This window comes from Klebsiella sp. GG_Kp146 (assembly GCF_040061975.1).
Taxonomy (GTDB): Bacteria; Pseudomonadota; Gammaproteobacteria; order Enterobacterales; family Enterobacteriaceae; genus Klebsiella; species Klebsiella quasipneumoniae.
Genome location: NZ_JBEAHA010000014.1, coordinates 48,025 through 72,524, shown reverse-complemented (window position 1 = coordinate 72,524; position 24,500 = coordinate 48,025). Strand labels below are relative to the sequence as shown.

The window sequence follows — 24,500 nt, the reverse complement described above, 5'->3', positions numbered from 1 at the left end:
GAAATTTAATAACGGAACCGACGTTATGGTGTAAAGGTAGACTATGCAGGCGTATCAAGGATTGGCGATTACCCTCGTTTGCCGTAGAATGCTGGCCCTTATTAAAAACGTGCAACCCCAAAGGTGGTTAATCACAAACCCCGCAGCGGTCGGAAGTTTCCGTTGCGTCTACATGGGACAGAGTCAAAAATTGAATATACAACCGCGTTCGCGTTCGCCGCTGGTGCAACTGGCGGGAATTCGCAAAAGCTTTGATGGTAAAACGGTCATCGATAACCTTAACCTGACCATCAACAATGGTGAGTTTCTCACCCTGCTTGGCCCCTCTGGCTGCGGTAAAACCACCGTTCTGCGCCTTATCGCCGGCCTGGAAAACGTCGACAGCGGACGGATCCATCTCGAAGATCACGATATCACTCATGTTCCGGCGGAAAACCGCCACGTTAATACCGTATTCCAAAGCTACGCCCTGTTTCCGCATATGACGGTGTTCGAGAACGTCGCCTTCGGCCTGCGGATGCAGAAAACCCCGGCGGCGGAAATCACTCCGCGGGTGATGGATGCCTTAAAGATGGTGCAGCTGGAGGCGTTTGCCCAGCGCAAACCGCACCAGCTCTCCGGCGGCCAGCAGCAGCGCGTGGCCATCGCCCGCGCGGTGGTCAACAAACCGCGCCTGCTGCTGCTCGATGAGTCCCTTTCGGCGCTGGATTACAAGCTGCGCAAGCAGATGCAGAACGAACTGAAAGCGCTGCAGCGTAAGCTCGGCATCACCTTCGTCTTCGTCACTCACGACCAGGAAGAGGCCCTGACCATGTCCGATCGCATCGTGGTGATGCGTGATGGCAAAATCGAACAGGACGGCACCCCGCGCGAGATCTACGAAGAGCCAAAAAACCTGTTCGTCGCCAGCTTTATCGGCGAGATCAATATCTTCGACGCCACGGTCATTGAACGCATCGACGAACAGCGCGTGCGGGCCAGCGTGGAAGGGCGTGAATGCAACATCACCGTCAATTTTGCGGTGGAGGCCGGCCAGCGTCTGCATGTCCTGCTGCGCCCGGAAGATCTGCGCGTCGATGAGATCCACCACAACAGCGACGCCGACGGCCTGATCGGCTATGTGCGCGAGCGCAACTATAAGGGCATGACCCTCGAGTCGGTGGTGGAGCTGGAAAACGGCAAAATGGTGATGGTCAGCGAATTCTTTAATGAAGACGACCCGGATTTCGACCACTCTCTTGACCAGAAAATGTCTATCAATTGGGTGGAGAGCTGGGAGGTGGTGCTGGCCGATGAAGAACACCAGTAAATTCCAGAATGTGGTGATCGCCACCATCGTCGGTTGGCTGGTGCTGTTTGTCTTTCTGCCCAACCTGATGATCATCGCCACCAGCTTCCTGACCCGCGACGACGCTAACTTCGTCAAGCTGGTCTTCACGCTGGACAACTACTCGCGGCTGCTGGATCCGCTCTATTACGACGTGCTGCTGCATTCGCTGAACATGGCGCTGCTGGCGACCCTCGCCTGCCTGGCGCTGGGCTACCCGTTTGCGTGGTTCCTTGCCCGGCTGCCGCAGAAGGTGCGGCCCCTGCTGCTGTTCCTGCTGATCGTTCCCTTCTGGACCAACTCGTTGATCCGCATCTACGGGCTGAAGATTTTCCTCAGCACCAAAGGCTACCTGAACGAGTTTCTCCTCTGGCTAGGAGTGATCGACACGCCGATACGCATTATGTTCACCCCGTCGGCGGTGATTATCGGCCTGGTGTACATCCTGCTGCCGTTTATGGTGATGCCGCTCTACTCCAGCATTGAGAAACTGGATCGGCCGCTGCTGGAAGCGGCGAAAGATCTCGGCGCCAGCAAGCTGCAGACGTTTATCCGCATCATCATTCCGCTGACCATGCCGGGGATCATCGCCGGCTGCCTGCTGGTCATGTTGCCGGCGATGGGGCTGTTCTACGTTTCCGACCTGATGGGCGGCGCCAAGAACCTGCTGATCGGCAATGTGATCAAGAGCCAGTTCCTCAATATTCGCGACTGGCCGTTCGGCGCGGCAACCAGCATTACCTTAACCCTGGTGATGGGCCTGATGCTGTTGATTTACTGGCGCGCGGCGCGCCTGCTGAATAAAAAGGTGGAGCTGGAATGATCGGTCGACTGCTGCGCGGCGGCTTTATGACCGCCATCTACGCGTATCTCTACATCCCTATTATTATTCTGATCGTTAACTCGTTTAACCGGTCGCGTTTCGGCATCAACTGGCAGGGGTTCACCACCGACTGGTACAGTCTGCTGATGAACAACGATAGCCTGCTGCAGGCCGCCCAGCACTCGCTGACCATGGCGGTGCTGTCGGCGACCTTCGCCACCCTTATCGGCTCGCTAACCGCCGTGGCGCTGTACCGCTACCGTTTTCGCGGCAAACCGTTCGTTAGCGGCATGCTGTTTGTGGTGATGATGTCGCCCGATATTGTCATGGCCATCTCCCTGCTGGTGCTGTTTATGCTGATTGGCGTCCAGCTTGGCTTCTGGTCGCTGCTGTTTTCGCATATCACCTTTTGCCTGCCGTTTGTGGTGGTCACCGTTTACTCCCGGCTGAAAGGCTTCGATGTGCGGATGCTGGAGGCGGCGAAAGATCTGGGCGCCAGCGAGATGACCATCCTGCGCAAAATCATCCTGCCGCTGGCCCTGCCGGCGGTGGCGGCCGGGTGGCTGCTGAGCTTCACGCTGTCGATGGATGACGTGGTGGTCTCATCGTTCGTCACCGGTCCGGGGTATGAAATCCTGCCGCTGAAGATCTACTCGATGGTCAAGGTCGGCGTTTCGCCAGAGGTGAACGCTCTGGCAACGATACTGTTGGTTCTGTCGCTGGTGATGGTCATCGCCAGTCAGTTAATTGCACGTGATAAAACTCAGGGGACGTTAAAATGAAAAAATGGTCACGCCACCTGCTCGCGGCGGGCGCTCTGGCAATCGGCATGAGCGCCGCCCACGCGGACGACAGCAAAACGATCTACTTCTACAACTGGACCGAATATGTGCCGCCGGGCCTGCTGGAGCAATTCACCAAAGAGACCGGCATCAAGGTTATCTACTCGACCTACGAGTCGAACGAAACCATGTACGCCAAGCTCAAGACCTATAAAGATGGGGCGTACGACCTGGTCGTCCCGTCGACCTACTTCGTCGACAAGATGCGTAAAGAAGGCATGCTGCAGAAGATCGATAAGAGCAAGCTGACTAACTTCAGCAACCTCGATCCGCAGATGCTGAACAAACCGTTCGACCCGAATAACGACTACTCCATCCCCTACATCTGGGGGGCGACGGCCATCGGCGTCAACAGCGACGCTATCGATCCGAAAACCGTCACCAGCTGGGCCGACCTGTGGAAGCCGGAATACAAAAGCAGCCTGCTGCTGACCGACGACGCGCGCGAAGTGTTCCAGATAGCGCTGCGTAAGCTGGGCTATTCCGGCAACACTACCGACCCGAAAGAGATTGAAGCCGCCTATAACGAGCTGAAAAAACTGATGCCCAACGTCGCGGCGTTTAACTCCGATAACCCGGCGAACCCGTATATGGAAGGCGAAGTGAACCTCGGCATGGTATGGAACGGTTCGGCTTACGTCGCCCGCCAGGCTGGTACGCCGCTGGAAGTGATCTGGCCGAAAGAAGGCGGCATCTTCTGGATGGACAGCCTGTCGATCCCGGCAAATGCGAAAAACGTCGACGGCGCGCTGAAGCTGATTAACTTCCTGCTACGCCCGGATGTCGCCAAGCAGGTCGCGGAAACCATCGGCTACCCCACGCCAAACCTGGCGGCGCGCAAAATGCTCAGCCCGGCCGTGGCCAACGATAAATCGCTCTATCCGGACGCCGCCACCATCGAGAAAGGCGAATGGCAAAATGACGTCGGCAGCGCCAGCGCTATTTATGAAGAGTATTACCAGAAGCTGAAAGCGGGCCGCTAATCCCGCCGGGCGGAACCGCGGTTCCGCCCTTTTTTTGCTCTCACTTTAGCCCCTCAGGGCGCGCCAGAGGATCGCCGGCAGCTTGCGCCAGCGCGGCCGATGGTAAAAATCCACCAGCCGCTGCGCCACCGCTTCCTGCCCCCGGTGAGTAATAAACCAGGGCGGCAGGGGCATCAGCGTCAGTTCGCCATGCCACAGACTGCGCGGAAACGGCCGAAACGGCGCCTCAATCACCGTGCGCTCGGTTTTCTCCAGCATAAAGCTGTTATGCACCTTGCCCCGCCCGCTCTGAATATCGTCGAGCCTGTGGCCGGGAAACGCCCCCCACGGGCAGGGAGCTAACAGGAAGGCCACCCCGCTCCAGCAGTTGATCGCCACCGTGCCGTAGCGCAGCTCGGCGATCAGCGCGTTAAAACGCTTACGCCCAATCGCCTTGCGGGTGCGCGGGTGGATCACAATATTGGCCCCCAGCGTGCCCTGCAGCCGCTGATTGGCATAGCCGATCGCCTGGCGCAAAAAGCTTTCCGCGCTGTCGGCCTCAAGGCGGGTGATCGACAGCCCCGGGCCAAAGACCTCCTGCTGGCAGAAGTCAGGATCATCCTCGGTGTTCGCCACAATCAACGGCAGCGCGTCGCCGCGGGCTATCTCCAGCGGCTGACGGGCGCGCAGGCGAAAGTCAGTCAGCCGGTTTTCCGCGCCGGGGTAATAGTCCGGACGGGTATTGGCGGCGATCAGCCGGTACAGCTGATTAAGCAGGGCCGACGCCGGCTCCCAGCCCTGCTGCAGGATCAGCACCTGGCTGGCCACGCAGTTAAACCCGCCATTGTTCATCTTCTGCGTCGCCAGCTGCTGCGCCTGAAAAGCGATATCCGCCTCGCTCCACGGACCGGGGACGATAATGGTAGGGCTGACGCCGCCCAGCTCCGAGGTCACCCGACGCGGGTTCAGCGGCGTCCCGGCGGCCCGACGCTGGCGAGCCGCCTCACCGTCGCCCCAGACGATAGCGTCATGGCTCTCCCGCGAGCCGGTGATATGGATCTCATCGACTGCGGGATGGGTGGTCAGCCACGCCCCCGCCTGGGCATCGCCGGTGACGATGCGGAGCGCATCCATGGCGATCAGCGGCGCCAGAGCCTGAGCCAGCAGATCGTGCAGATAATCATTCACCGGGTTGAGCTTCAGCAGGCAGACCTGATTTTCAATAAACAGTTTGTGTAATACGTCCAGCGGCGCGATAGCGGCCACATTCCCGGCGCCGAGCACCAGCGCCAGCTTGCCCTGCCGCGCGGCCGGCGGGATATCGTATGCGGCTGCCGCGCAGCGATCGAGATTGGCCCGGGTGACCCCCGGCTGCATCCAAATTTCAGCGCGAACACCAGACAGCAACAGTCGATCCCAGAGCGTGCCGGGCACCACCCGCAGCGCCAGGCGGCCGTCCGCCAGCGTCCGCAGCGGGATCCGCCGCAGAAAGGTCTTCTCCTCCAGCTGCTCCAGGGTGGCGATGAGCCCGTTGCAGCCGACCATCAGCGCGCAGGGGCCTGCCAGCCACTCTTCGCCCGTCAGCGGATCGCCTGGCGGTAGTCCTTTGGCCCTCGCCGCCGCCTCCACCCACGCAGGAGCAATTGAAGCCAGGGCATCCTTGATCTGGCGCAGGAGCGCCAGACGACGATTCACTGAGGTCTCCGCCCAGCGCTGGCGCGCCGCCGACAAGGCGTGCAGCGCTGCGTCATACTGAGAGCAGGTCGTCAGACCGGGTCGCGCGTGGCTCATTTTCCCTCACTCATTAATATCTCTCCATAGGCCTGGCGCAGCTGATTCTTAAGCACCTTGCCCGTGGCGCTGACCGGTAGCGCATCGACAAATATCACCCGGTCCGGGATCTGCCATTTGGGCATCCGTTTCTCAAACCAGGCCAGCAGATCGCTCTCTTCCACTTCGCCCCCTTCCACGCGAACGCACAGCAGCACCGGCCGCTCGTCCCAGCGCGGGTGGCGGGCGGCGATGGCCGCCGCGCTGCGCACCGCCTGATGCGCGATGGCGATATTCTCCAGCTCAACGGTGGAGATCCACTCGCCGCCGGACTTGATGATATCCTTTGCCCGATCGCTGATCACCAGATAACCATTGGCGTCGAGCGTACCGATATCGCCGGTATCAAACCAGCCAGCCGCGGTCAGGGCGCTTTCGTCCTGACCATAGTACTGCTCCACCACCCAGTGCCCTCTGACCTGCAGATATCCCTGACTTTGACCGTCCATCGGCAGTGGGTCGCCCTCGACATCCACCACCTGTAGCTCGATGCCAAAAATAGGCCGCCCCTGACCGGTACGCTGTTTTTGCTGCTCCGGTGCCGGGAGTGCGTCATGTTTGCTCAACAGCGTGTTAATGGTGCCGATGGGCGATGTTTCGGTCATTCCCCAGGCGTGGATCAGCGTAATGCCGTAATCGTGCTGAAAGGCCTCCATCATCGACGGCGGCAGCGCGGAGCCCCCAACAAACGCGCGTTTAAAATCAGGCAGCCGCATGTCCGACCGCCGCATCGCCGCCAACAGACCGGCCCAGATCACCGGCACGCCGAACGCCACCGTCACCTTCTCGGCGGCCAGCAGCTGCAGCAGGCTGTCGCCATCGAGGTGCGGCCCCGGAAGCACCAGCCGCGCGCCGACCATGGCGGCGATAAACGGCGTCCCCCACGCGTTGACATGGAACATCGGCACCACCGGCAACAGGCTATCCCTGGCCGAGATCCCGGCGGCGTCCGGCTGATTGCCGCTCAGGGCATGCAGGACCAGCGAACGATGGGTATTCAACACCCCTTTCGGTCGGCCGGTGGTCCCCGAGGTGTAGCAGAGCGAGGCCGGCGTCAGTTCATTGAGCGGCGGCCAACGATAGTCTGCCATCCCCTGCTGCAACAGTTCGTCAAAAAACAGCAATGAGGGCAGCTGGCTGAGCGCCGCTTCGCTGCGGGGCGCCATCAGCACGACGTGTTTCACCGTCGGCAGCTGCGGCAGCAGCTGCGCCACCAGCGGCAAAAAGGTCTGGTCAAAGAACAGCACCTCGTCGGCGGCGTCGTTGAGGATATACCGCAGATGGTCAACCGACAGCCGCGGATTGACGGTGTGCGTCACCCAGCCGCCGGAGGCGACGGCGAAATAGATCTCCAGGTGGCGGCGATTGTTCCATGCGAGGGTGGCGCAGCGGGCGCCCGGCGGCAGCCCCAGCGACGCCAGCGCCGATGCCAGCCGCTGAGCGCGGCTGGCCACTTCCCCCCAGCAGCTGCGCTCTTTCTCACCGCCGGCGCCCACCGAAACGATCTCCGTCTCGCTGTGGTATTGCGCCGCATGGCTGAGCAGCGCGGTGGTGGTGAGATCCTGATAAATCATCGGTGACGGCATGGCGGGGTCTCCTTTGCAGACTTCCGGGCGGGGGAACAGGGTCGCGGCGCGAACGTGCGGACGCCTATTGAATCTGGTCTACATTTGCCGGTATGCACAAAAAAACGTACAGAAATCAGCGGTCACGCACAAAATTATCGCGGGTAATCGCTCAGAAAGGAGAAACCGAGAATGATATGATGAAGGGCATTGCCCGGCGCCGGTCCGGGCGATATCGCCAGAGCGACCGCCGGGGGACTGACGATAGCCTGGAGTAAGTGATGCGCGCCTCAGAGGAAAGCGGCTCAGCGTCGCCCTCCGTCGCGCTGGCCTTTGTCCTTCCCTTTTTCGGCTCGCCGTTGCACAAAATCTTCAATGATGCCGAAGATCCCGTTGAGGGGTTTCCACAGCACCACCAGCAGCAGCATGGGGCCGTATACCCGCACACCGCCCGTCGCGACCTGACCGGTGAACAGCAGGGCTAAGCCATCCAGCAGCAGGCACAACGCGCTGCCGGTGCCGATCAACAGGCACAGCAGGAAGAGGATCGGTCGGCTATCAGCGTATTCAGGTAGCGCACGCTGGCTCCAGATGCCGACGATAATGGCCGCGATCAAGGCGATCGATGCAATGACCAGGGGATGATGCATGGTCTAACTCCTGTCATGACGTGACATCCTTGTCAACAGCGCTGCCGGAAGCGGTGGGCGTCGCCCTGACCCCCGGCAGGCTGATTCAGTTTACAGCGCGTTTTCCTGCAGCAGCTTATCGATAAAGGCGGGTACCACTTCGCTTGCCAGCCCGTAGTGCTTTTCGGCAAACTCGCTGCCCACCTGGCTGGGCTCGAGGTTCAGTTCAACGGTATGGGCGCCGTGCAGTCGCGCCTCGTGCACAAAGCCGGCCGCCGGATAGACGTGGCCGGAGGTGCCGATGGCGATAAAGATATCCGCTTCGGCCAGCGCGCTGTAGATCTCGTCCATCCCCAGCGGCATTTCGCCAAACCAGACCACGTGCGGACGCAGCGCCGCCGGGAACTGGCAGCAGTGGCATTTGTCCTCTGCGGTGACGTCCCCGGTCCACTCCAGCACCTGGCCGCTCCACGAACAGCGCACCTTCAGCAGCTCGCCGTGCATATGGATCACCCGGCGGTTGCCGGCGCGTTCATGCAGATTATCGATATTCTGGGTGACCAGCAGAAAATGGTCGCCCAGCAGATCCTCCAGACGCGCCAGCGCCAGATGCGCCGCGTTCGGCGCGATCTCCGGACTCTGCAGCTGACGACGGCGGGCGTTGTAGAACGCCTGCACCAGCGCCGGGTCGCGGGCGAAGCCTTCCGGCGTAGCCACATCTTCCACCCGATGCTCTTCCCACAGGCCATCGGCCGCGCGGAAAGTTTTGATCCCCGACTCCGCCGATATGCCCGCGCCGGTTAACACCACCACTCTCGGTTTGGCCATCGCTTCAGGCTTCATCCTGTCCTCCCTAAAGAAAATCCGCTGACGCAGACGGTCACGCAACCGACGTTTATTGCGACGAAAACGGCTCAATCGATGTAAACGGCGCGACTGCATAGCTACCTCTGTGGTTAATGGCTCAGATGAAGGAAGGCCGCACCGCGCATTCCCCCGGCATCGCCGTGGCGCGCGCGCTCAATGCGCGGTACCCTGGCGACCGGCAGAAGATGGCGCGGCAATCGCTGCGCCAGCCCTTCGCTAATGGCCGTAAAGTTAGATAATCCACCGCCGAGCACCAGCAAATCCGGGTCGACAATGGTCAGTATATTTCCCAGACACACCGCCAGCAGATCGAGATAGCGCTCTACATGCGCCTGGGCGCGCGGATCGTGCTGCTGCCACTGCGCCACAATCTCCGGCGAGGTAAGCGGTTGCTGATAAAAATGTTCATACAGCCAGGCGAAACCGCGGCCGGAGAGATAATTTTCAATGCAGCCCAGCTGGCCGCAGCCGCAGCGAAGCAGCGGAAAATCACGCCCGACCACCTCCAGGGCATCCACCGGCAGACGAATATGACCAAACTCGCCGGTGATATAGCTATGTCCGGTAATCGATTTACCGTTCAACACCAGGCCGCCGCCCACGCCGGTGCCGAGGATCAGCCCCATCACCAGCGGGTATTGCGTAAACTCATCGTCCCACGCTTCCGACAGCGCGAAGCAGTTGGCGTCATTATCGAGGCGCACATCGCGCCCCAGTCGCGCGCTGAGGTCGGCGCGCAGCGGCCGGCCGCTGGCGGCAGGCACGTTAGCGGCATACAGCGTGCCGTCCGCCGTTTCCGGCATCCCCGGGATACCGATTCCAACCGTCCCCTGCCGGTCGAAGCGCTCATCGGCCTCGCGGACCAGCGCCTCCACCGCCTGGAGAAAATCCTCATAACTGCTTTTCGGCGTGGCGACGCGTTTTTCCCACTGCAGCCGCCGCTCCTGATTAAATACGCCCAGCGCTATCTTGCTGCCGCCAATGTCAAATCCATAGTACATTTCAGCAATTCCTCTTGTGTCGTCAGCCAGGCCGACGATGACGATAAATTACTGGCCACTCAGCACCCTCGCCGGGTCGATACGGCTGGCGCGGCGGGCGGGATACCAACTGGCCAGCAAACTCAGCAACAGTGCTGTCACCAGCACATAAAAGACGTCCAGCCAGTGCAGTTCAGACGGCAGGAAGTCAATAAAATAGATGTCGCCGGAGAGGAATTTATGCCCAATCAGGTATTCGATGCCGTTGATGATTGACGTCAGATTCAACGCGCAGATCACGCCGATCACCACCCCGAACAGGCTGCCTACCGATCCGGCTAATAAACCATACCACACGAAAATCGCGCGAATTAAGCCGTCTTTTGCGCCAAGCGTGCGCAGCACCGCAATATCGCCGCTTTTGTCTTTGACCGCCATCACCAGCGTCGAGACGATGTTGAAGCAGGCCACGCCGATCACCAGCACCATCGCCAGGTACATAATGGCGCGGATCATCTGGATATCGCGATACATATAGCCGTAGGTGCCAATCCAGCTCTTGATGTAGACGTAGCTGTTGGTCACCTCGCCGGCGTCGCGCACCAGCTTGTTAGCATGGAAAACGTCGGTGACCTTGATGGCGATGCCGGTCACGCTGCCGCCCATCTCCAGGTACTGCTGCGCATCCTGCATCGGGATCATGGCAAAACTATGATCGAGCTGGCCGCTCAGCTGTAAAATACCGGTCACATGCAGCCTGACGCGTTTCGGCTGCAGCAGTTGATGGTCGGCGTCGGCGTTAGGGATCATGATCGACACCCAGTCCCCCTGCTTCACGTGCAGGGCATCGGCGACCCCTTTACCCAGAATCACCTGCTGTTCGCCGGCCTTGAAGCCGGCCCACGCGTTATTCTGCACAAAGGTGGGCAGCGCGCTGAGCCGGGTTTCCTGCTGCGGGTCGACCCCTTTCACCTGGATGGCGCGCATATTGCTGCCGCTCTCCACCAGGCCGGTGAAGTTAATATAGGGCGCCGCCGCAACAATCCCCTTCACCTTCTGCACCTTCGCCAGCGCCTCCTGCCAGTTATTCCACGGCTGGTTCACGGGTTCAATTTCACCGTGCGGCACCACCGCCAGCACGCGGTGGTTCAGCTCGCGCTCAAAGCCGTTCATCGCGCTGAGACCGACGATCAGCACCGCCACCCCCAGCGCAATGCCGATGGTGGAGATCACCGAGATCAGCGACACCATGCCGCCGCGCCGCCGGCCGCGGCTGAAACGCAATGCAATTAATAACGATAACGGAGAGGCCATTACTCGGCCCCCATCAGGGTCAGGTCGGCGGTCAGGCGGCCATCGCGCATCTCCAGCTGGCGGCTCATCCGCTTCGCCAGCTGCAGGTCGTGGGTCACCACCAGAAACGCGGTGCGCTGCGCGAGGTTCAGTTCGCCCAGCAGCTGGAAGATGCTGTCCGCGTTGCGGGCGTCGAGGTTCCCGGTCGGCTCATCCGCCAATACCAGCCGCGGTTTGTTCACCAGCGCGCGGGCAATCGCCACCCGCTGGCGTTCGCCGCCGGAGAGCTCCGACGGACGGTGATGGCTGCGGTGTTCAAGCCCGACCGCATGCAGCATCGCTTTCGCCTGACGTTCAATGTCCGCCGGCTTCTTTTTGCCAATCAGCAGCGGCATCGCCACGTTTTCCAGCGCGCTAAAGTCCGGCAGCAGATGGTGGAACTGATAGATAAAGCCCAGCTCGCGGTTGCGCAGGTCGGCGCGCGCGGCGGTAGAGAGCTTGCTCATCGGCTGGCCGGAGAAAATCACGTCGCCAGAGGTGGGCGTATCGAGGCCGCCCAGCAGATGCAGCAGGGTACTTTTGCCGGAGCCGGAGGTGCCGACGATGGCCATCATCTCGCCTTCATCAATGCTGAAGCTGACATTGTGCAGGACATCGGTTTGCACATTGCCTTCCTGATAGCGTTTGCACAGGTTGTCGCATTGCAGCAGGATCTTATTCATAACGTAAAGCCTCAGCGGGTTGAGTGGCGGCAGCGCGCCAGGAAGGGTACAACGTAGACAACAATGCCAGCGCCATCGCCACCAGGGCGATCACGACGACCTGCAGCGGCTCAATCGCCACCGGCAGCGCCGCGCCGTCAAGGAAGGCGCCGATGATCGGCATTAAATTATTCAACTGGCTGGCCAGCAGCGCGCCAAGCACGGCTCCCAGCAGCGCGCCGACGATCCCGGCGCTGGCGCCCTGCACCATAAAGACGGCCATAATCTGTCGCGGCGTCAGCCCCTGGGTCTGCAGGATCGCCACTTCGCCCTGCTTCTCCATCACCATCATCCCCAGCGAGGTAATAATGTTGAAGGCCGCGACGGCGACGATCAGGCTGAGCAGCAGGCCCATCATATTTTTCTCCATACGCACCGCCTGGAACAGTTCGCCCTTGCGCTCGCGCCAGTCCTGCCACTGGGTGCCCGACGGCAGCGTCTGCTGGCTGAGGGTATCCACTTGCAGCGGTTTATCCAGCCACAGGCGCCAGCCGGTGATATTCCCCAGCGGGTAGCGCATCAAACGGGAAGCGTCGTCGATGTTGGTCAGCATCTGATAACCATCGACTTCGCTGTTGGCGGCGAAGGTGCCGATGACTGTAAACAGACGTTGGCTCGGCACGCGTCCCATCGGCGTAAACTGGCTGGCGGAGGGGACCATCACGCGAATTTTATCGCCGCGATTCACCCCCAGCTGGCCCGCCAGCTGCTCGCCGAGAATCACGTTATATTTGCCCGCCTGCAGATCGCTCTGTTTGACGTTCACCAGGTACGGTGTCAGGGGATCGTTCTGCGCCGGGTCGATGCCCAGCATCACGCCGACCGCCACGCTGCGCGCGCTCTGCAGCACCACGTCGCCGGTGGTGATCGGCGCCACGCGGGTGACGCCCTGGAGTTTCGCCTCGCGCTCCGGCAGCTGTTGGGGATTCACCGAACCCTGTTTGGCGCTAAGAATGGCCTGGGGCATCAGCCCCAGGATGTTGTTTTGCAGTTCGCGTTCAAAGCCGTTCATCACCGACAGGACCGTCACCAGCGCCATGACGCCGAGGGTAATACCGATGGTGGAAAGCCAGGAGACGAAACGACCGAAGCGGTCGGCTGCGCGCCCGCGCATATAGCGCAGGCCGATAAAGAGTGCGGCAGGTTGGTACATGTCATCCATCTGGTTGCTGATAGCCGATTCCCGAGTATATAAGCGATTAGGGGCAGCGTAAATGACTGATACCTGACGACTTTATTAGCAATAATCCTAAAAACCAAGCAAATACAAACGGATAGATAAGTACTTACTTATTAATCTTTACGCTTATCGACAGCGCTGACCTTTCTTCACTCAACACGCGATGGCAATTCGGGTTGGCGAATCCAGACCAATCGCGGATAATCTCACTATTGAATATCAGCGAGTTGCCCTCCATATCGGCAGAGCGAATCCCTAAGAGACCATGAAACCGTCTATGCCTGAACAATATCGATACTCATTGCCGGTGAAAGCCGGTGACCAGCGCCAGCTTGGCGAGTTGACCGGCGCAGCCTGCGCCACCCTGGTGGCGGAGATGGCCGAACGCCACAAGGGCCCGGTGGTGCTGGTGGCGCCTGACATGCAAAACGCGCTGCGTCTGAACGACGAGATCAGGCAGTTCACCGACAGCCTGGTGATGGGGCTGGCGGACTGGGAAACGCTCCCTTACGACAGCTTCTCGCCGCATCAGGACATCATCTCCTCCCGTCTTGCCACCCTTTACCAGTTACCCACTATGCAGCGCGGCGTGCTGATCGTCCCGGTCAGCACGCTGATGCAGCGCGTCTGTCCGCACAGCTTCCTTCACGGCCACGCGCTGGTGATGAAAAAGGGTCAGCGCCTGTCGCGCGATGCGCTGCGCGATCAGCTCGAGGGGGCCGGCTACCGCCATGTCGATCAGGTGATGGAGCATGGCGAATACGCCACCCGCGGCGCGCTGCTCGACCTGTTCCCGATGGGCAGCGACCAGCCCTACCGCCTCGATTTCTTTGACGATGAAATCGACAGCCTGCGCCTGTTCGACGTCGACAGCCAGCGCACGCTGGAGGAAGTGGCGGCCATTAACCTGCTGCCGGCGCACGAATTCCCCACCGACCAGACCGCCATCGAGCTGTTCCGCAGTCAGTGGCGCGACCGCTTTGAGGTGAAGCGCGACGCCGAGCATATCTATCAGCAGGTCAGTAAAGGGACGCTGCCTGCCGGTATCGAATACTGGCAGCCGCTGTTCTTCAGCGAGCCGCTGCCGCCGTTATTTAGCTATTTCCCGGCCAGCACGCTGATCGTCAACACCGGCGATCTCGAGGCCAGCGCGGAGCGTTTCCAGAATGAAGCCCGCGCCCGCTTTGAAAACCGCGGCGTCGATCCGATGCGCCCGCTCCTGCCGCCGGAACTACTGTGGCTGCGCAGCGATGAGCTGTTCAGCGAACTGAAAAAGTGGCCGCGCGTTCAGCTGAAAACCGAGCGCCTGGCCGAAAAAGCAGCGAATACCAACCTGGGCTACCAGACGCTGCCGGACCTCGCCGTCCAGGCGCAAAACAAAGCGCCGCTGGATAATCTGCGCCGCTTCCTCGAAGCGTTTGCCGGCCCGGTGATCTTCTCCGTTGAAAGCGAGGGTCGCCGGGAAGCGCTGAGCGAAATGCTGGCGCGGATCAAAATTGCGCCGAAACACCTGCTGCGCCTAGAGGAAGCCACCGGCAACGGGCGCTATCTGATGATTGGCGCCGCCGAGCACGGGTTTATCGACAGCCAGCGCGGCCTGGCGCTGATTTGCGAGAGCGACCTGCTCGGCGAGCGCGTAGCGCGCCGTCGTCAGGATTCCCGTCGCACCATTAACCCTGACACGCTAATTCGCAACCTTGCCGAACTGCATATCGGCCAGCCGGTCGTTCACCTGGAACACGGCGTGGGCCGCTATGCGGGGATGACCACCCTGGAGGCGGGCGGCATCACCGGCGAATACCTGATGCTGACCTACGCCAACGATGCCAAATTATACGTTCCGGTCTCCTCCCTGCATCTTATCAGTCGCTACGCCGGCGGAGCGGAAGAGAACGCGCCCCTGCACAAGCTGGGCGGCGATGCCTGGACCCGGGCGCGGCAAAAAGCGGCCGAGAAGGTACGCGACGTAGCAGCCGAACTGCTGGATATCTACGCCCAGCGCGCGGCGAAAGCCGGGTTTGCCTTTAAACACGACCGCGAACAGTATCAGCTGTTCTGCGACGGTTTCCCGTTTGAAACCACGCCGGATCAGGCGCAGGCGATCAACGCCGTCCTCAGCGATATGTGCCAGCCGCTGGCCATGGACCGCCTGGTGTGTGGCGATGTGGGCTTCGGCAAGACCGAAGTGGCCATGCGCGCCGCCTTCCTCGCCGTGGAGAACCACAAACAGGTGGCGGTACTGGTACCGACCACCCTGCTGGCTCAGCAGCACTATGACAACTTCCGCGATCGTTTCGCCAACTGGCCGGTACGCATCGAAATGCTCTCCCGCTTCCGCAGCGCTAAAGAGCAGGCGCAGATCCTCGAGCAGGCCGCGGAAGGCAAAATCGATATCTTGATCGGCACCCATAAGCTGCTGCAGAGCGAGGTGAAGCTGCGCGATCTGGGGCTGCTGATCGTCGACGAAGAGCACCGGTTTGGCGTGCGGCATAAAGAGCGCATCAAAGCGATGCGCGCCGATGTCGATATCCTGACCCTCACCGCCACGCCGATCCCGCGAACGCTGAACATGGCGATGAGCGGGATGCGGGATCTGTCGATCATCGCCACGCCGCCGGCGCGCCGCCTGGCGGTAAAGACCTTCGTTCGCGAATACGATGCGCTGGTCGTGCGCGAGGCGATCCTGCGTGAAACGCTGCGCGGCGGTCAGGTTTACTACCTGTTTAATGACGTCGAGAACATCCAGAAAGCCGCCGACAAGCTGGCGGAGCTGGTGCCTGAGGCGCGGATCGCCATCGGCCACGGTCAGATGCGGGAGCGCGAGCTGGAGCGGGTGATGAATGACTTCCATCACCAGCGCTTCAATGTGCTGGTGTGCACCACCATCATCGAAACCGGGATCGACATTCCCACCGCCAACACCATCATTATCGAACGCGCCGACCACTTTGGCCTCGCCCAGCTGCACCAGCTGCGCGGCCGCGTTGGCCGCTCCCATCACCAGGCCTATGCCTGGCTGCTGACGCCGCATCCGAAGGCGATGACCACCGATGCGCAAAAGCGCCTCGAAGCCATTGCCTCGCTGGAAGATCTTGGCGCAGGCTTTGCGCTGGCGACCCACGATCTGGAGATCCGCGGCGCCGGGGAGCTGCTGGGCGAAGATCAGAGCGGTCAGATGGAGACCATCGGCTTCTCCCTGTATATGGAGCTGCTGGAGAATGCGGTAGATGCCCTGAAAGCCGGGCGCGAGCCGTCGCTGGAAGATCTCACCAGCCAGCAGACAGAAGTCGAACTGCGCATGCCTTCCCTGCTGCCTGATGATTTCATTCCCGACGTCAATACCCGTCTGTCGTTCTATAAGCGCATTGCCAGCGCCAAAAACGAACAGGATCTGGAGGAGATCAAAGTCGAGCTGATCGATCGTTTTGGCCGGCTGCCCGACGCCGCCCGCAATCTGCTGGATATCGCCCGTCTGCGTCAGCAAGCGCAGAAGCTGGGGATCCGTAAGCTGGAGAGCAATGAAAAAGGCGGCGTGATCGAATTTAACGAGAAAAACAACGTCAATCCGGTGTGGTTGATCGGCCTGCTGCAGAAGCAGCCGCAGCACTTCCGCCTGGACGGGCCGACGCGCCTGAAGTTCATGCAGGATCTCGAGGAGCGTAAGACGCGGATGGATTGGGTTCGCCAGTTCATGCGCCAGCTGGAAGAGAACGCCGTCGCCTGATCGCAGGGAGATACGGCCGGTACGCCGTATCTCCCTTTTCACATATCTGGCAATCTTTACAAACATTTTGCAATCCGCCTGGATTTCCCCACACAGACTCACGCCATAATCTCATCTCCTTTTTCATATAAAAATAACCAGTTATATATTTTGGAGTTATGGTAATGAGAAACCGTTTCCCCCTGGCGCTGGCGCTGGTCGCGCTTGTTGCCGCGCTGGCACTGCCTGCGCGCGCTAACACCTGGCCCCTTCCCCCGCCGGGCAGCCGGCTGGTGGGGCAGAATCAGTTCCATGTGGTGCAGGATAACGGCGGTTCGCTGGAGGCGATTGCCAAAAAGTACAATGTCGGCTTTCTGGCCCTGCTGCAGGCGAATCCCGGGGTAGATCCCTATGTTCCGCGCGCCGGCAGCGTGCTGACTATCCCCCTGCAGACGCTGCTGCCCGATGCGCCGCGCGAAGGGCTGGTGATTAACCTTGCCGAACTGCGCCTCTACTATTACCCGCCGGGCAAGAATGAAGTGACTGTCTACCCGATCGGCATCGGCCAACTGGGCGGAACCACCATCACACCGACGATGGTCACCACCGTGTCCGACAAGCGGGCTAATCCGACCTGGACGCCAACCGCCAACATTCGCGCGCGTTACAAAGCGATGGGGATTGAGCTGCCGGCGGTGGTGCCTGCCGGTCCTGACAACCCGATGGGCCATCACGCTATCCGCCTTGCCGCCTATGGCGGAGTCTATCTCCTGCACGGCACCAATGCCGATTTCGGCATCGGCATGCGCGTCAGCTCCGGCTGTATTCGTCTGCGCGACAACGATATCAAGGCGCTGTACAACGCGATCTCGCCGGGCACGAAGGTGAATATTATCAACACGCCGATTAAGGCGTCGGTGGAGCCGGACGGCCGCCGTCTGGTCGAAATCCACCAGCCGCTGTCTGAGCATATTGATGACGACCCGCAGACCCTGCCTATTACGCTTAATGCGGCCATGAAGGCGTTCAAACAGGCGCCGCAGACCGACGGCACGGTAATGGAGCGCGCGATGAATTACCGCTCGGGCATGCCCATTGACGTTACCCGTCATGCCGACCCTGGTCCGCAGTCGCTGTAACCTCACGCTGCAGAAAACAAAAAACCCGCCTGACGGCGGGTTTTTTGTTGGCAAGGGTCAAACAGGGGTACAACAGGGTCTTACTCATCGCTGACCGGTGAAGGGGGCCGGGCAGCGACGCATCGGGTTTACTTGTAGATAACCGCGGTACCGTGAAGAGTATTCGGACCGGTTACCGAAGTAATACGGTATGAGGTGGCGCCCATTTCATCCGCTTTCTGCGCCAGCTGGTCTTCCAGCGACCCCAGGTTAGTCCCTGCGGACGCAGAGATGGTGCCCACTTTATGCTGGCCGGCTGGGGTGGACTGCACCTCAACAGCGGCAAAGCTGGCGAAAGAGAGGGAGCTAAGCACGGCGGCAATAGCCAGAGTATTAACGGTTTTCATGATTATTATACCTATGCAGATGAATTTTATAGTAGGGTCGCAAGCATTAACTTAACGATCGATAGGTAAATAATAATGTGATCTAAGTCACACGTCAACGCATTTTTATAACGATCGTTTAACTATTTATAAAATGCTTAATTTTCATACGCATATGAATTATTTATTTTTGAACCAACAGCGCTGGCCCCGGCGATCGTTTATTTTTATAATGGCCATTCACCAAACCAACATAGGTACAACGGCATCATGACAACTGACGTTCAAAGTTGCGCCAAAAAAAGCCGTGGCCGACCGAAGGTGTTCGACAGGGATGCGGCGCTGGACAAAGCCATGACACTCTTCTGGCAGCACGGCTATGAGGCGACCTCGCTCGCCGATCTGGTCGAGGCGACAGGAGCAAAAGCCCCCACCCTGTATGCGGAATTTGTGAATAAAGAAGGACTGTTCCGCGCAGTATTGGATCGTTACATTTCGCGCTTTGCCGCGAAGCACGAAGCCGTGCTGTTTGCTGAGGGAAAAACCGTCGATCGGGCGTTGCGCGACTACTTCACCGCGGTCGCCACCTGCTTTACCAGCAAAGAGACGCCGGCCGGCTGCTTTATCATCAATACCTCCGCCGCGCTGGCCGCCTCCTCGACGGATATCGCCAACACCATCAAATCCCGCCATGCGATGCAGGAGCAGGCGCTAACCCAGTTTCTGCAGCAGCGGCAAGCGCAGGGCGAACTGCCCGCGGGCCGCGACGTGGCGCAGCTCGCGCAGTTTCTCAACTGTGTCCTGCAGGGGATGTCCATCAGCGCACGGGAAGGCGCCGATTTCGACAAACTGATGCAAATCACTGACACCACTCTCCGTCTCTGGCCGCTGGTCCTCGAGTCCTGAAGCGCCCCGCTTCCGGCGGTATTCTGCCGCCGGAACCGCCCGCCGTTTCGCTTTACCCCCACAAAATAGATTGATTTTTATTACCTTTTCTCGCGCAAGATAAACGCAAATGATATTGATTGCGATATTCATTATGTGCAAAATCCTTTTTTGAGTTTTTCCAGATGTTTCGCATTGTAACGAATACCGGCCGACGCCGGCCCATAACAACGACAAAGCAACTTGCTCATAAAAGGAATGGATATGAAAAAGCGCCTCTGGGTGCTCCACCCTCTGCTGCTGGCCAGCGCGCTGCCTGCGCTGGCGGCTCAGTCTGATGAAGACAGCATCATCGTTAGCGCGAACCGCACCCACCGTACCGTGGCCGAGATGGCCCAAACCACCTGGGTCATTGAGGGCCAGGAGATTGAGCAGCAGGTCCAGGGCGGGAAAGAGTTCAAAGACGTGCTGGCGCAGCTGATCCCGGGCATCGATGTCAGCAGCCAGGGGCGCACCAATTACGGGATGAACATGCGCGGGCGCGCCATCGTCGTGCTGATTGACGGCGTCCGGCTCAACTCCTCACGCACCGACAGTCGCCAGCTCGACGCCATCGATCCGTTCAACATCGAACATATCGAAGTGATCTCCGGGGCGACCTCACTGTACGGCGGCGGCAGTACCGGCGGACTTATCAACATCGTCACCAAAAAAGGGCAGCAGGATCGGCAGGTCGATCTTGAGGTGGGTAGCAAGAGCGGGTTTGCCAACAGCAACGATCATGATGAGCGCGTCGCAGCGGCCGTCAGCGGCGGGACAGACCACGCGTCCGGGCGTTTATCGGTAGCCTATCAGCGTTTCGGCGGCTGGTACGACGGCAACAACGATGCGCTGCTCCTCGATAACACCCAAACGGGGCTCCAGCACTCTGACCGTCTGGACGTCATGGGAACGGGGACGATCGAGATCGACGACAACCGCCAGCTGCAGCTGGTCACCCAGTATTATAAAAGCCAGGGCGATGATGACTATGGCCTGTGGCTCGGGAAGAATATGTCCGCGGTGACCAGCGGCGGCAAAGCGTACACCACCGATGGGCTCAATTCCGATCGTATCCCCGGCACCGAGCGCCATCTGATCAGCCTCCAGTACTCCGATGCCGACTTCTTCGGTCAGAATCTGGTGAGCCAGGTTTACTATCGCGATGAATCCCTCACCTTCTATCCGTTCCCGACGCTCAGCAAAGGCCAGGTCAGCAGTTTCTCCTCGTCGCAGCAGGATACCGATCAGTATGGGGCAAAGCTGACCCTGAACAGTCAGCCGCTGGCGGGCTGGGATCTCACCTGGGGTCTCGACGCCGATCATGAGACCTTCAATGCCAATCAGATGTTCTTCGATCTGCAACAATCGCTGGCTTCCGGCGGGCTGCACAACGAATCGATCTACACCACCGGCCGCTACCCGGGATACAGCATCTCCAACGTCGCGCCGTTCCTGCAGTCAAGCTACGATCTGAACGATATCTTTACCATTAGCGGCGGGGTTCGCTACCAGTGGACCGAAAACCGGGTTGACGACTTTGTCGGCTACGCCCAGCAACAGGATATCGCCAACGGCAAAGCGCGCTCCGCCGACGCCATCAAAGGCGGCAAAACCGATTATGACAACTTCCTGTTTAACGCCGGGATCGTCGCCCATCTGACCGAGCGTCAACAGACCTGGTTTAACTTCTCGCAGGGCGTTGAGCTGCCGGATCCGGGTAAATACTATGGCATCGGGAAATACGGCGCCGCGGTCAATGGTCATCTGCCGCTGCTCTCCAGCGTCAACGTCGATGACTCGCCGCTGCAGGGGATCAAAGTTAACTCGTATGAGCTGGGCTGGCGCTACACCGGCGATAACCTGCGCACCCAGCTGGCGGCGTATTACTCGACTTCGGATAAAACCATCGTGGTCAACCGTACCGACATGACCATCGATGTTCAGTCCGACAAGCGGCGTATTTACGGCGTTGAGGGAGCGGTCGATTACTTTATTCCGGACAGCGACTGGAGCGTCGGCGGCAACTTCAACGTGCTGAAATCACAGGTGCAGACCGATGGCCGCTGGCAAAAATGGGACGTCACCCTCGCCTCGCCGTCCAAAGCCACCGCCTGGGTAGGCTGGGCGCCGGATCCGTGGAGCCTGCGCGTGCAGAGCCAGCAGGTGTTTGACCTCAGCGACGCCGCCGGCAACAAGCTGGAAGGCTATAATACCGTCGATTTTATCGGCAGTTACGCGCTGCCGGTGGGGAAACTGACCTTCAGTATCGAAAACCTGCTTAACGAAGATTATGTCACCATCTGGGGCCAGCGCGCGCCGCTGCTCTACAGCCCAACCTACGGCAGTTCGTCGCTGTATGAATATAAAGGCCGTGGCCGTACCTTCGGTCTGAATTACGCGTTAACTTTCTGACAAAAAAAGCCCCTCAGCCTGAGCGATTGAGGGGCTAATCATTACACAAATCTGTTTTTAGATTTTGTTGTTCAGGACCAGCTGGCCGTTGTTGTCCAGCGGGATCTGGCTGCCAGGATCGTGATCCATACGGATTTTCCCCTGCTGATCGCCTATCTTATAGGTCACATCGTAGCCCAGCATTTTATCGGATTTGTCATACACCGTTTTGCAGCGCTGCTGCGTGGTGGTGTAGGTGTCGTTATCCTGCATCGCGCCCTGGATCTGGTTACCGGCATAGCCGCCGCCCAGCGCGCCCACCACCGTCGCCACGCTGCGTCCGTGACCGCCGCCGAACTGGTGGCCAATCACCCCGCCCGCCACCGCGCCCAGCACGGAACCGGCGATGCGGTTTTCATCCTGTACCGGACGACGATGGGTCACGGTGACATTGCGGCATTCCTGGCGCGGCGTTTTCACGGTTTCTTTAATCGGTGTACTGGAGACCACTTGCGCATACTGCGGGCCGCGATCTAACACGTTGAGACCAGCGACAGCTGCAACGCCCAGCGCGGCAGCCACGCCTATCCCTATACCCGCCAACATAGATTTATTCACGGGAGATCCTCCTTTGTTGCTGTAGATACAATTTTGCAACTGGACCCGGGAAGGCGCAAATCAGATAGCGGATGAAAAGTGCGAGAATTCGCTGCAAATCAAAGGGATTCAGAGGATTCCGAGCGGGATCCCCGCCGGTTCAGCAGAAGAGCCCGGAGGCGCCGCCAGGGCGCGCTCCGGGTCGCGATAGCGATTAGTGCAGCTTGAGACGCGGGCGAATGATGCGGTTGATGCGCCCAACCAGCATCATCAGGCCGGTTTTGAAATAGCCGTGCAGGGCGATCTGGTGCATACGGTACAGGGAGATATACACGAAGCGCGCAATGCGCCCTTCCACCATCATCGAGCCGCGCATCAGGTTGCCCATCAGGCTGCCGACGGTGGAGTAATTGGACAGCGACACCAGCGAGCCATGGTCTTTATAGGTATACGCCTTCAGCGGTTTGCCTTTCATCTGCGCGAGGATGTTATTCAGGGCGCAGGTGGCCATCTGGTGCGCCGCCTGAGCACGCGGTGGCACAAACCCGCCTTCCGGACGGGCGCAGGAGGCGCAGTCGCCGATGGCGAAAATATCCGCGTCGCGGGTGGTCTGCAGCGTCGGCTCAACCACCAGCTGATTGATACGGTTGGTTTCCAGGCCGCCGATCTCTTTCATGAAATCTGGCGCTTTGATCCCGGCCGCCCAGACCATCAGATCCGCTTCAATATATTCGCCATCTTTGGTGTGCAGGCCGCCCGCATCGGCGCTGGTGACCATGGTCTGCGTCAGCACCCGTACGCCCAGCTTGGTCAGCTCATTGTGCGCCGCGCCGGAAATGCGCGGCGGCAGCGCAGGCAGAATGCGTTCGCCCGCTTCGACCAGCGTGACGTTCAGCGCTTCGTTGGTCAGCCCTTTGTAACCGTAGCTGTGCAGCTGTTTCACGGCATTATGCAACTCAGCGGAGAGTTCCACGCCGGTGGCGCCGCCGCCGACGATGGCAATGTTCACTTTACCGTTAGCGCCAAGGTTCGCGGAGTACTTAAGGAACAGGTTGAGCATCTCCTGATGGAAACGACGCGCCTGATGTGGGTTGTCGAGGAAAATGCAGTTCTCTTTCACCCCAGGGGTGTTGAAGTCATTCGAGGTACTGCCCAGCGCCATCACCAGCGTGTCGTACGGCAGTTTACGCTCAGCCACCAGCAGCTCGCCTTTTTCATTGCGCAGTTCGCCGAGGGTGATGGTCTTCCCTTCGCGATTGATATCGACCACCGACCCCAGCTGGAACTGGAAGCCGTGGTTGCGGGCATGGGCCAGATAGCTCAGCGCATCAACGCCTTCATCCAGAGAACCGGTGGCCACTTCGTGCAGCAGCGGCTTCCACAGATGGCTGTGGTTACGGTCCACCAGGGTGATTTTCGCTTTCTTATGGCGCCCTAACTTTTTCCCCAGCTGAGTTGCCAGTTCCAGTCCGCCTGCGCCGCCACCCACAATTACGATTTTTTTCAATGGCGTAGTCATGTGTACCCCTAAAATTATTAACCAATTGTTAAATAAAAGTTATTAAAATAGCCTTTATTTAACAACAAGTTACGTCAATGAAACCATTCAGCACTGTCGAGAATACCATGAACGGTGCATTGGTCATACCAAAATTGATGTGCATCAAGTTTTGTCGCGTATTTTTTCAGCGAAACCAATAAGTGTAGACATGAAAAAACCCGCGCGGTGAACCCGGCGCGGGTTTGGAGACAGGGGAAAAGGCTTAACCGAGGGTTTTAAACGCTTTCAGCCGCTGCAGGTGCGGCGAGATGTTTTTAAACTTATGGGTCTGCTCTTCATCCCAGATAATTTCATAATAGTGGTGCAGAAGGTCGGCGGAACGCTGGCTGTCCAGCGCTTCGTCCTGCCGGGAAAGCACCACCAGGCAGCGATCGCGGTTCTTCTCGCGAAAGTTGGTCACGCACTTGGTGGCGATGTCAGCATACTCTTCCGGTCGGTCGATTTTGCCTTCCATATTCTCATGCGGAAACAGGTTCGGATTGAACACCGCCTGACGAATATCGCACAGGAAACCAATCCGCTCAGCCCAGTAACCGCCGAGTCCAACGCCGCAGATCAGCGGCCGGTCATCGGCGGTAAGCTGCAGCATTTTATCGACCTCTTTCAGCAAATGCTGCATGTCGTGCTTGGGGTGGCGCGTGCTGTAGCTTATCAACCGCACGTCAGGGTCAATAAACTGCAACTGCATCACCTTCTCGTGGTTACCGGGGCTGTTCGAGTCAAAACCGTGTAAATAGATAATCATCGCATCCTCACCA

23 protein-coding genes are annotated in these 24,500 nt (G+C 59.5%); 9 read left to right on the top strand and 14 right to left on the bottom strand.

Going from position 1 to position 24,500, the window contains the following annotated elements:
- Positions 1–172: 172 nt before the first annotated feature.
- From potA to potD, 4 genes are read left to right on the top strand one after another with little or no spacing between them, the layout of a single operon-like run.
- Positions 173–1,309, top strand: coding sequence for a spermidine/putrescine ABC transporter ATP-binding protein PotA (gene potA / locus ABLU95_RS16565; protein ID WP_087848973.1), 1,137 nt, complete (start codon positions 173–175; stop codon positions 1,307–1,309).
- A complete protein-coding gene (gene potB, locus ABLU95_RS16560) occupies positions 1,293–2,150 on the top strand; it encodes a spermidine/putrescine ABC transporter permease PotB (protein WP_004150812.1) in 858 nt (285 codons plus the stop codon). Before potA ends, potB begins: the two co-directional genes overlap by 17 nt.
- Positions 2,147–2,932: a spermidine/putrescine ABC transporter permease PotC gene (gene potC / locus ABLU95_RS16555; RefSeq protein ID WP_004150813.1), complete on the top strand. Its 786-nt coding sequence runs from the start codon at positions 2,147–2,149 to the stop codon at positions 2,930–2,932. The genes potB and potC overlap by 4 nt, the downstream gene beginning before the upstream one ends.
- Positions 2,929–3,975, top strand: coding sequence for a spermidine/putrescine ABC transporter substrate-binding protein PotD (potD, locus tag ABLU95_RS16550; RefSeq protein ID WP_277475828.1), 1,047 nt, complete (start codon positions 2,929–2,931; stop codon positions 3,973–3,975). The genes potC and potD overlap by 4 nt, the downstream gene beginning before the upstream one ends.
- Before the next feature lie 45 nt (positions 3,976–4,020).
- Here potD and ABLU95_RS16545 read toward each other — a convergent pair whose 3' ends face one another.
- The 9 genes from ABLU95_RS16545 to ABLU95_RS16505 all read right to left on the bottom strand — a co-directional run bounded on the left by ABLU95_RS16545 (position 4,021) and on the right by ABLU95_RS16505 (position 13,297).
- Positions 4,021–5,745 (bottom strand): aldehyde dehydrogenase family protein, encoded by a 1,725-nt coding sequence (locus tag ABLU95_RS16545; protein ID WP_065883854.1) that lies wholly within the window; start codon positions 5,743–5,745, stop codon positions 4,021–4,023.
- Positions 5,742–7,370: a long-chain fatty acid--CoA ligase gene (locus ABLU95_RS16540; RefSeq protein WP_348879987.1), complete on the bottom strand. Its 1,629-nt coding sequence runs from the start codon at positions 7,368–7,370 to the stop codon at positions 5,742–5,744. The genes ABLU95_RS16545 and ABLU95_RS16540 overlap by 4 nt, the downstream gene beginning before the upstream one ends.
- Positions 7,371–7,654: 284 nt before the next feature.
- On the bottom strand, positions 7,655–7,999 hold the full coding sequence (locus ABLU95_RS16535) for a hypothetical protein (RefSeq protein ID WP_348879985.1): 345 nt from the start codon (positions 7,997–7,999) through the stop codon (positions 7,655–7,657).
- Between the two features lie 90 nt (positions 8,000–8,089).
- Positions 8,090–8,920, bottom strand: a complete 831-nt coding sequence (gene cobB, locus ABLU95_RS16530) for a Sir2 family NAD+-dependent deacetylase (RefSeq protein WP_178962957.1) — start codon at positions 8,918–8,920, stop codon at positions 8,090–8,092.
- Between the two features lie 14 nt (positions 8,921–8,934).
- Positions 8,935–9,846, bottom strand: coding sequence for an N-acetylglucosamine kinase (nagK, locus tag ABLU95_RS16525; protein ID WP_348879983.1), 912 nt, complete (start codon positions 9,844–9,846; stop codon positions 8,935–8,937).
- 48 nt (positions 9,847–9,894) lie between these two features.
- A complete protein-coding gene (gene lolE, locus ABLU95_RS16520; RefSeq protein WP_023289152.1) occupies positions 9,895–11,139 on the bottom strand; it encodes a lipoprotein-releasing ABC transporter permease subunit LolE in 1,245 nt (414 codons plus the stop codon).
- Positions 11,139–11,840, bottom strand: coding sequence for a lipoprotein-releasing ABC transporter ATP-binding protein LolD (lolD, locus tag ABLU95_RS16515; protein ID WP_032452447.1), 702 nt, complete (start codon positions 11,838–11,840; stop codon positions 11,139–11,141). Before lolD ends, lolE begins: the two co-directional genes overlap by 1 nt.
- On the bottom strand, positions 11,833–13,032 hold the full coding sequence (lolC, locus tag ABLU95_RS16510) for a lipoprotein-releasing ABC transporter permease subunit LolC (protein ID WP_023289151.1): 1,200 nt from the start codon (positions 13,030–13,032) through the stop codon (positions 11,833–11,835). The genes lolD and lolC overlap by 8 nt, the downstream gene beginning before the upstream one ends.
- 133 nt (positions 13,033–13,165) lie before the next feature.
- Positions 13,166–13,297, bottom strand: coding sequence for a hypothetical protein (locus ABLU95_RS16505; RefSeq protein ID WP_032428740.1), 132 nt, complete (start codon positions 13,295–13,297; stop codon positions 13,166–13,168).
- 39 nt (positions 13,298–13,336) lie between these two features.
- Between ABLU95_RS16505 and mfd the strand changes: the two genes are divergently transcribed.
- Both mfd and ABLU95_RS16495 read left to right on the top strand, forming a co-directional pair.
- A complete protein-coding gene (gene mfd, locus ABLU95_RS16500) occupies positions 13,337–16,783 on the top strand; it encodes a transcription-repair coupling factor (RefSeq protein ID WP_087776214.1) in 3,447 nt (1,148 codons plus the stop codon).
- A 164-nt stretch (positions 16,784–16,947) separates the two neighbouring features.
- Positions 16,948–17,901 carry a L,D-transpeptidase family protein gene (locus tag ABLU95_RS16495; protein ID WP_023289149.1) on the top strand — a complete coding sequence of 318 codons (954 nt, stop codon included), beginning with the start codon at positions 16,948–16,950 and terminating at the stop codon, positions 17,899–17,901.
- Between the two features lie 128 nt (positions 17,902–18,029).
- On the opposite strand, the gene bhsA is transcribed toward ABLU95_RS16495, so the two are convergent.
- Positions 18,030–18,287 carry a multiple stress resistance protein BhsA gene (bhsA, locus tag ABLU95_RS16490; protein ID WP_002900788.1) on the bottom strand — a complete coding sequence of 86 codons (258 nt, stop codon included), beginning with the start codon at positions 18,285–18,287 and terminating at the stop codon, positions 18,030–18,032.
- 133 nt (positions 18,288–18,420) lie between these two features.
- Between bhsA and ABLU95_RS16485 the strand changes: the two genes are divergently transcribed.
- Positions 18,421–18,540 (top strand): hypothetical protein, encoded by a 120-nt coding sequence (locus ABLU95_RS16485; protein ID WP_044522093.1) that lies wholly within the window; start codon positions 18,421–18,423, stop codon positions 18,538–18,540.
- Positions 18,537–19,172, top strand: coding sequence for a TetR/AcrR family transcriptional regulator (locus tag ABLU95_RS16480; RefSeq protein ID WP_023289148.1), 636 nt, complete (start codon positions 18,537–18,539; stop codon positions 19,170–19,172). The genes ABLU95_RS16485 and ABLU95_RS16480 overlap by 4 nt, the downstream gene beginning before the upstream one ends.
- A 52-nt stretch (positions 19,173–19,224) precedes the next feature.
- Here the strand turns inward: ABLU95_RS16480 and ABLU95_RS16475 are convergent, their stop codons facing one another.
- Positions 19,225–19,347, bottom strand: coding sequence for a hypothetical protein (locus ABLU95_RS16475; RefSeq protein WP_004140642.1), 123 nt, complete (start codon positions 19,345–19,347; stop codon positions 19,225–19,227).
- A gap of 68 nt (positions 19,348–19,415) precedes the next feature.
- Here ABLU95_RS16475 and ABLU95_RS16470 point away from each other — a divergent pair, with 68 nt between their 5' ends.
- Positions 19,416–21,605, top strand: coding sequence for a TonB-dependent siderophore receptor (locus ABLU95_RS16470; protein WP_048297236.1), 2,190 nt, complete (start codon positions 19,416–19,418; stop codon positions 21,603–21,605).
- A gap of 57 nt (positions 21,606–21,662) precedes the next feature.
- On the opposite strand, the gene ABLU95_RS16465 is transcribed toward ABLU95_RS16470, so the two are convergent.
- From ABLU95_RS16465 to ycfP, 3 genes are all read right to left on the bottom strand, one after another.
- Positions 21,663–22,202: a glycine zipper 2TM domain-containing protein gene (locus ABLU95_RS16465; protein ID WP_002900781.1), complete on the bottom strand. Its 540-nt coding sequence runs from the start codon at positions 22,200–22,202 to the stop codon at positions 21,663–21,665.
- A 193-nt stretch (positions 22,203–22,395) separates the two neighbouring features.
- Positions 22,396–23,700, bottom strand: a complete 1,305-nt coding sequence (locus ABLU95_RS16460) for an NAD(P)/FAD-dependent oxidoreductase (RefSeq protein ID WP_008805997.1) — start codon at positions 23,698–23,700, stop codon at positions 22,396–22,398.
- A gap of 244 nt (positions 23,701–23,944) precedes the next feature.
- On the bottom strand, positions 23,945–24,487 hold the full coding sequence (ycfP, locus tag ABLU95_RS16455) for an alpha/beta hydrolase YcfP (protein ID WP_002900775.1): 543 nt from the start codon (positions 24,485–24,487) through the stop codon (positions 23,945–23,947).
- Between the last annotated feature and the right edge of the window lie 13 nt (positions 24,488–24,500).

What these genes read in the sequence shown, in the direction of transcription:
- potA (WP_087848973.1), top strand. Translation starts at nt 173, where the DNA reads ATGGGACAGAGTCAAAAATTGAATATACAACCGCGTTCGCGTTCGCCG.
- potB (WP_004150812.1), top strand. Translation starts at nt 1,293, where the DNA reads ATGAAGAACACCAGTAAATTCCAGAATGTGGTGATCGCCACCATCGTC.
- potC (WP_004150813.1), top strand. Translation starts at nt 2,147, where the DNA reads ATGATCGGTCGACTGCTGCGCGGCGGCTTTATGACCGCCATCTACGCG.
- potD (WP_277475828.1), top strand. Translation starts at nt 2,929, where the DNA reads ATGAAAAAATGGTCACGCCACCTGCTCGCGGCGGGCGCTCTGGCAATC.
- ABLU95_RS16545 (WP_065883854.1), bottom strand. Translation starts at nt 5,745, where the DNA reads ATGAGCCACGCGCGACCCGGTCTGACGACCTGCTCTCAGTATGACGCA.
- ABLU95_RS16540 (WP_348879987.1), bottom strand. Translation starts at nt 7,370, where the DNA reads ATGCCGTCACCGATGATTTATCAGGATCTCACCACCACCGCGCTGCTC.
- ABLU95_RS16535 (WP_348879985.1), bottom strand. Translation starts at nt 7,999, where the DNA reads ATGCATCATCCCCTGGTCATTGCATCGATCGCCTTGATCGCGGCCATT.
- cobB (WP_178962957.1), bottom strand. Translation starts at nt 8,920, where the DNA reads ATGCAGTCGCGCCGTTTACATCGATTGAGCCGTTTTCGTCGCAATAAA.
- nagK (WP_348879983.1), bottom strand. Translation starts at nt 9,846, where the DNA reads ATGTACTATGGATTTGACATTGGCGGCAGCAAGATAGCGCTGGGCGTA.
- lolE (WP_023289152.1), bottom strand. Translation starts at nt 11,139, where the DNA reads ATGGCCTCTCCGTTATCGTTATTAATTGCATTGCGTTTCAGCCGCGGC.
- lolD (WP_032452447.1), bottom strand. Translation starts at nt 11,840, where the DNA reads ATGAATAAGATCCTGCTGCAATGCGACAACCTGTGCAAACGCTATCAG.
- lolC (WP_023289151.1), bottom strand. Translation starts at nt 13,032, where the DNA reads ATGTACCAACCTGCCGCACTCTTTATCGGCCTGCGCTATATGCGCGGG.
- ABLU95_RS16505 (WP_032428740.1), bottom strand. Translation starts at nt 13,297, where the DNA reads ATGGAGGGCAACTCGCTGATATTCAATAGTGAGATTATCCGCGATTGG.
- mfd (WP_087776214.1), top strand. Translation starts at nt 13,337, where the DNA reads ATGCCTGAACAATATCGATACTCATTGCCGGTGAAAGCCGGTGACCAG.
- ABLU95_RS16495 (WP_023289149.1), top strand. Translation starts at nt 16,948, where the DNA reads ATGAGAAACCGTTTCCCCCTGGCGCTGGCGCTGGTCGCGCTTGTTGCC.
- bhsA (WP_002900788.1), bottom strand. Translation starts at nt 18,287, where the DNA reads ATGAAAACCGTTAATACTCTGGCTATTGCCGCCGTGCTTAGCTCCCTC.
- ABLU95_RS16485 (WP_044522093.1), top strand. Translation starts at nt 18,421, where the DNA reads ATGCTTAATTTTCATACGCATATGAATTATTTATTTTTGAACCAACAG.
- ABLU95_RS16480 (WP_023289148.1), top strand. Translation starts at nt 18,537, where the DNA reads ATGACAACTGACGTTCAAAGTTGCGCCAAAAAAAGCCGTGGCCGACCG.
- ABLU95_RS16475 (WP_004140642.1), bottom strand. Translation starts at nt 19,347, where the DNA reads ATGCGAAACATCTGGAAAAACTCAAAAAAGGATTTTGCACATAATGAA.
- ABLU95_RS16470 (WP_048297236.1), top strand. Translation starts at nt 19,416, where the DNA reads ATGAAAAAGCGCCTCTGGGTGCTCCACCCTCTGCTGCTGGCCAGCGCG.
- ABLU95_RS16460 (WP_008805997.1), bottom strand. Translation starts at nt 23,700, where the DNA reads ATGACTACGCCATTGAAAAAAATCGTAATTGTGGGTGGCGGCGCAGGC.
- ycfP (WP_002900775.1), bottom strand. Translation starts at nt 24,487, where the DNA reads ATGATTATCTATTTACACGGTTTTGACTCGAACAGCCCCGGTAACCAC.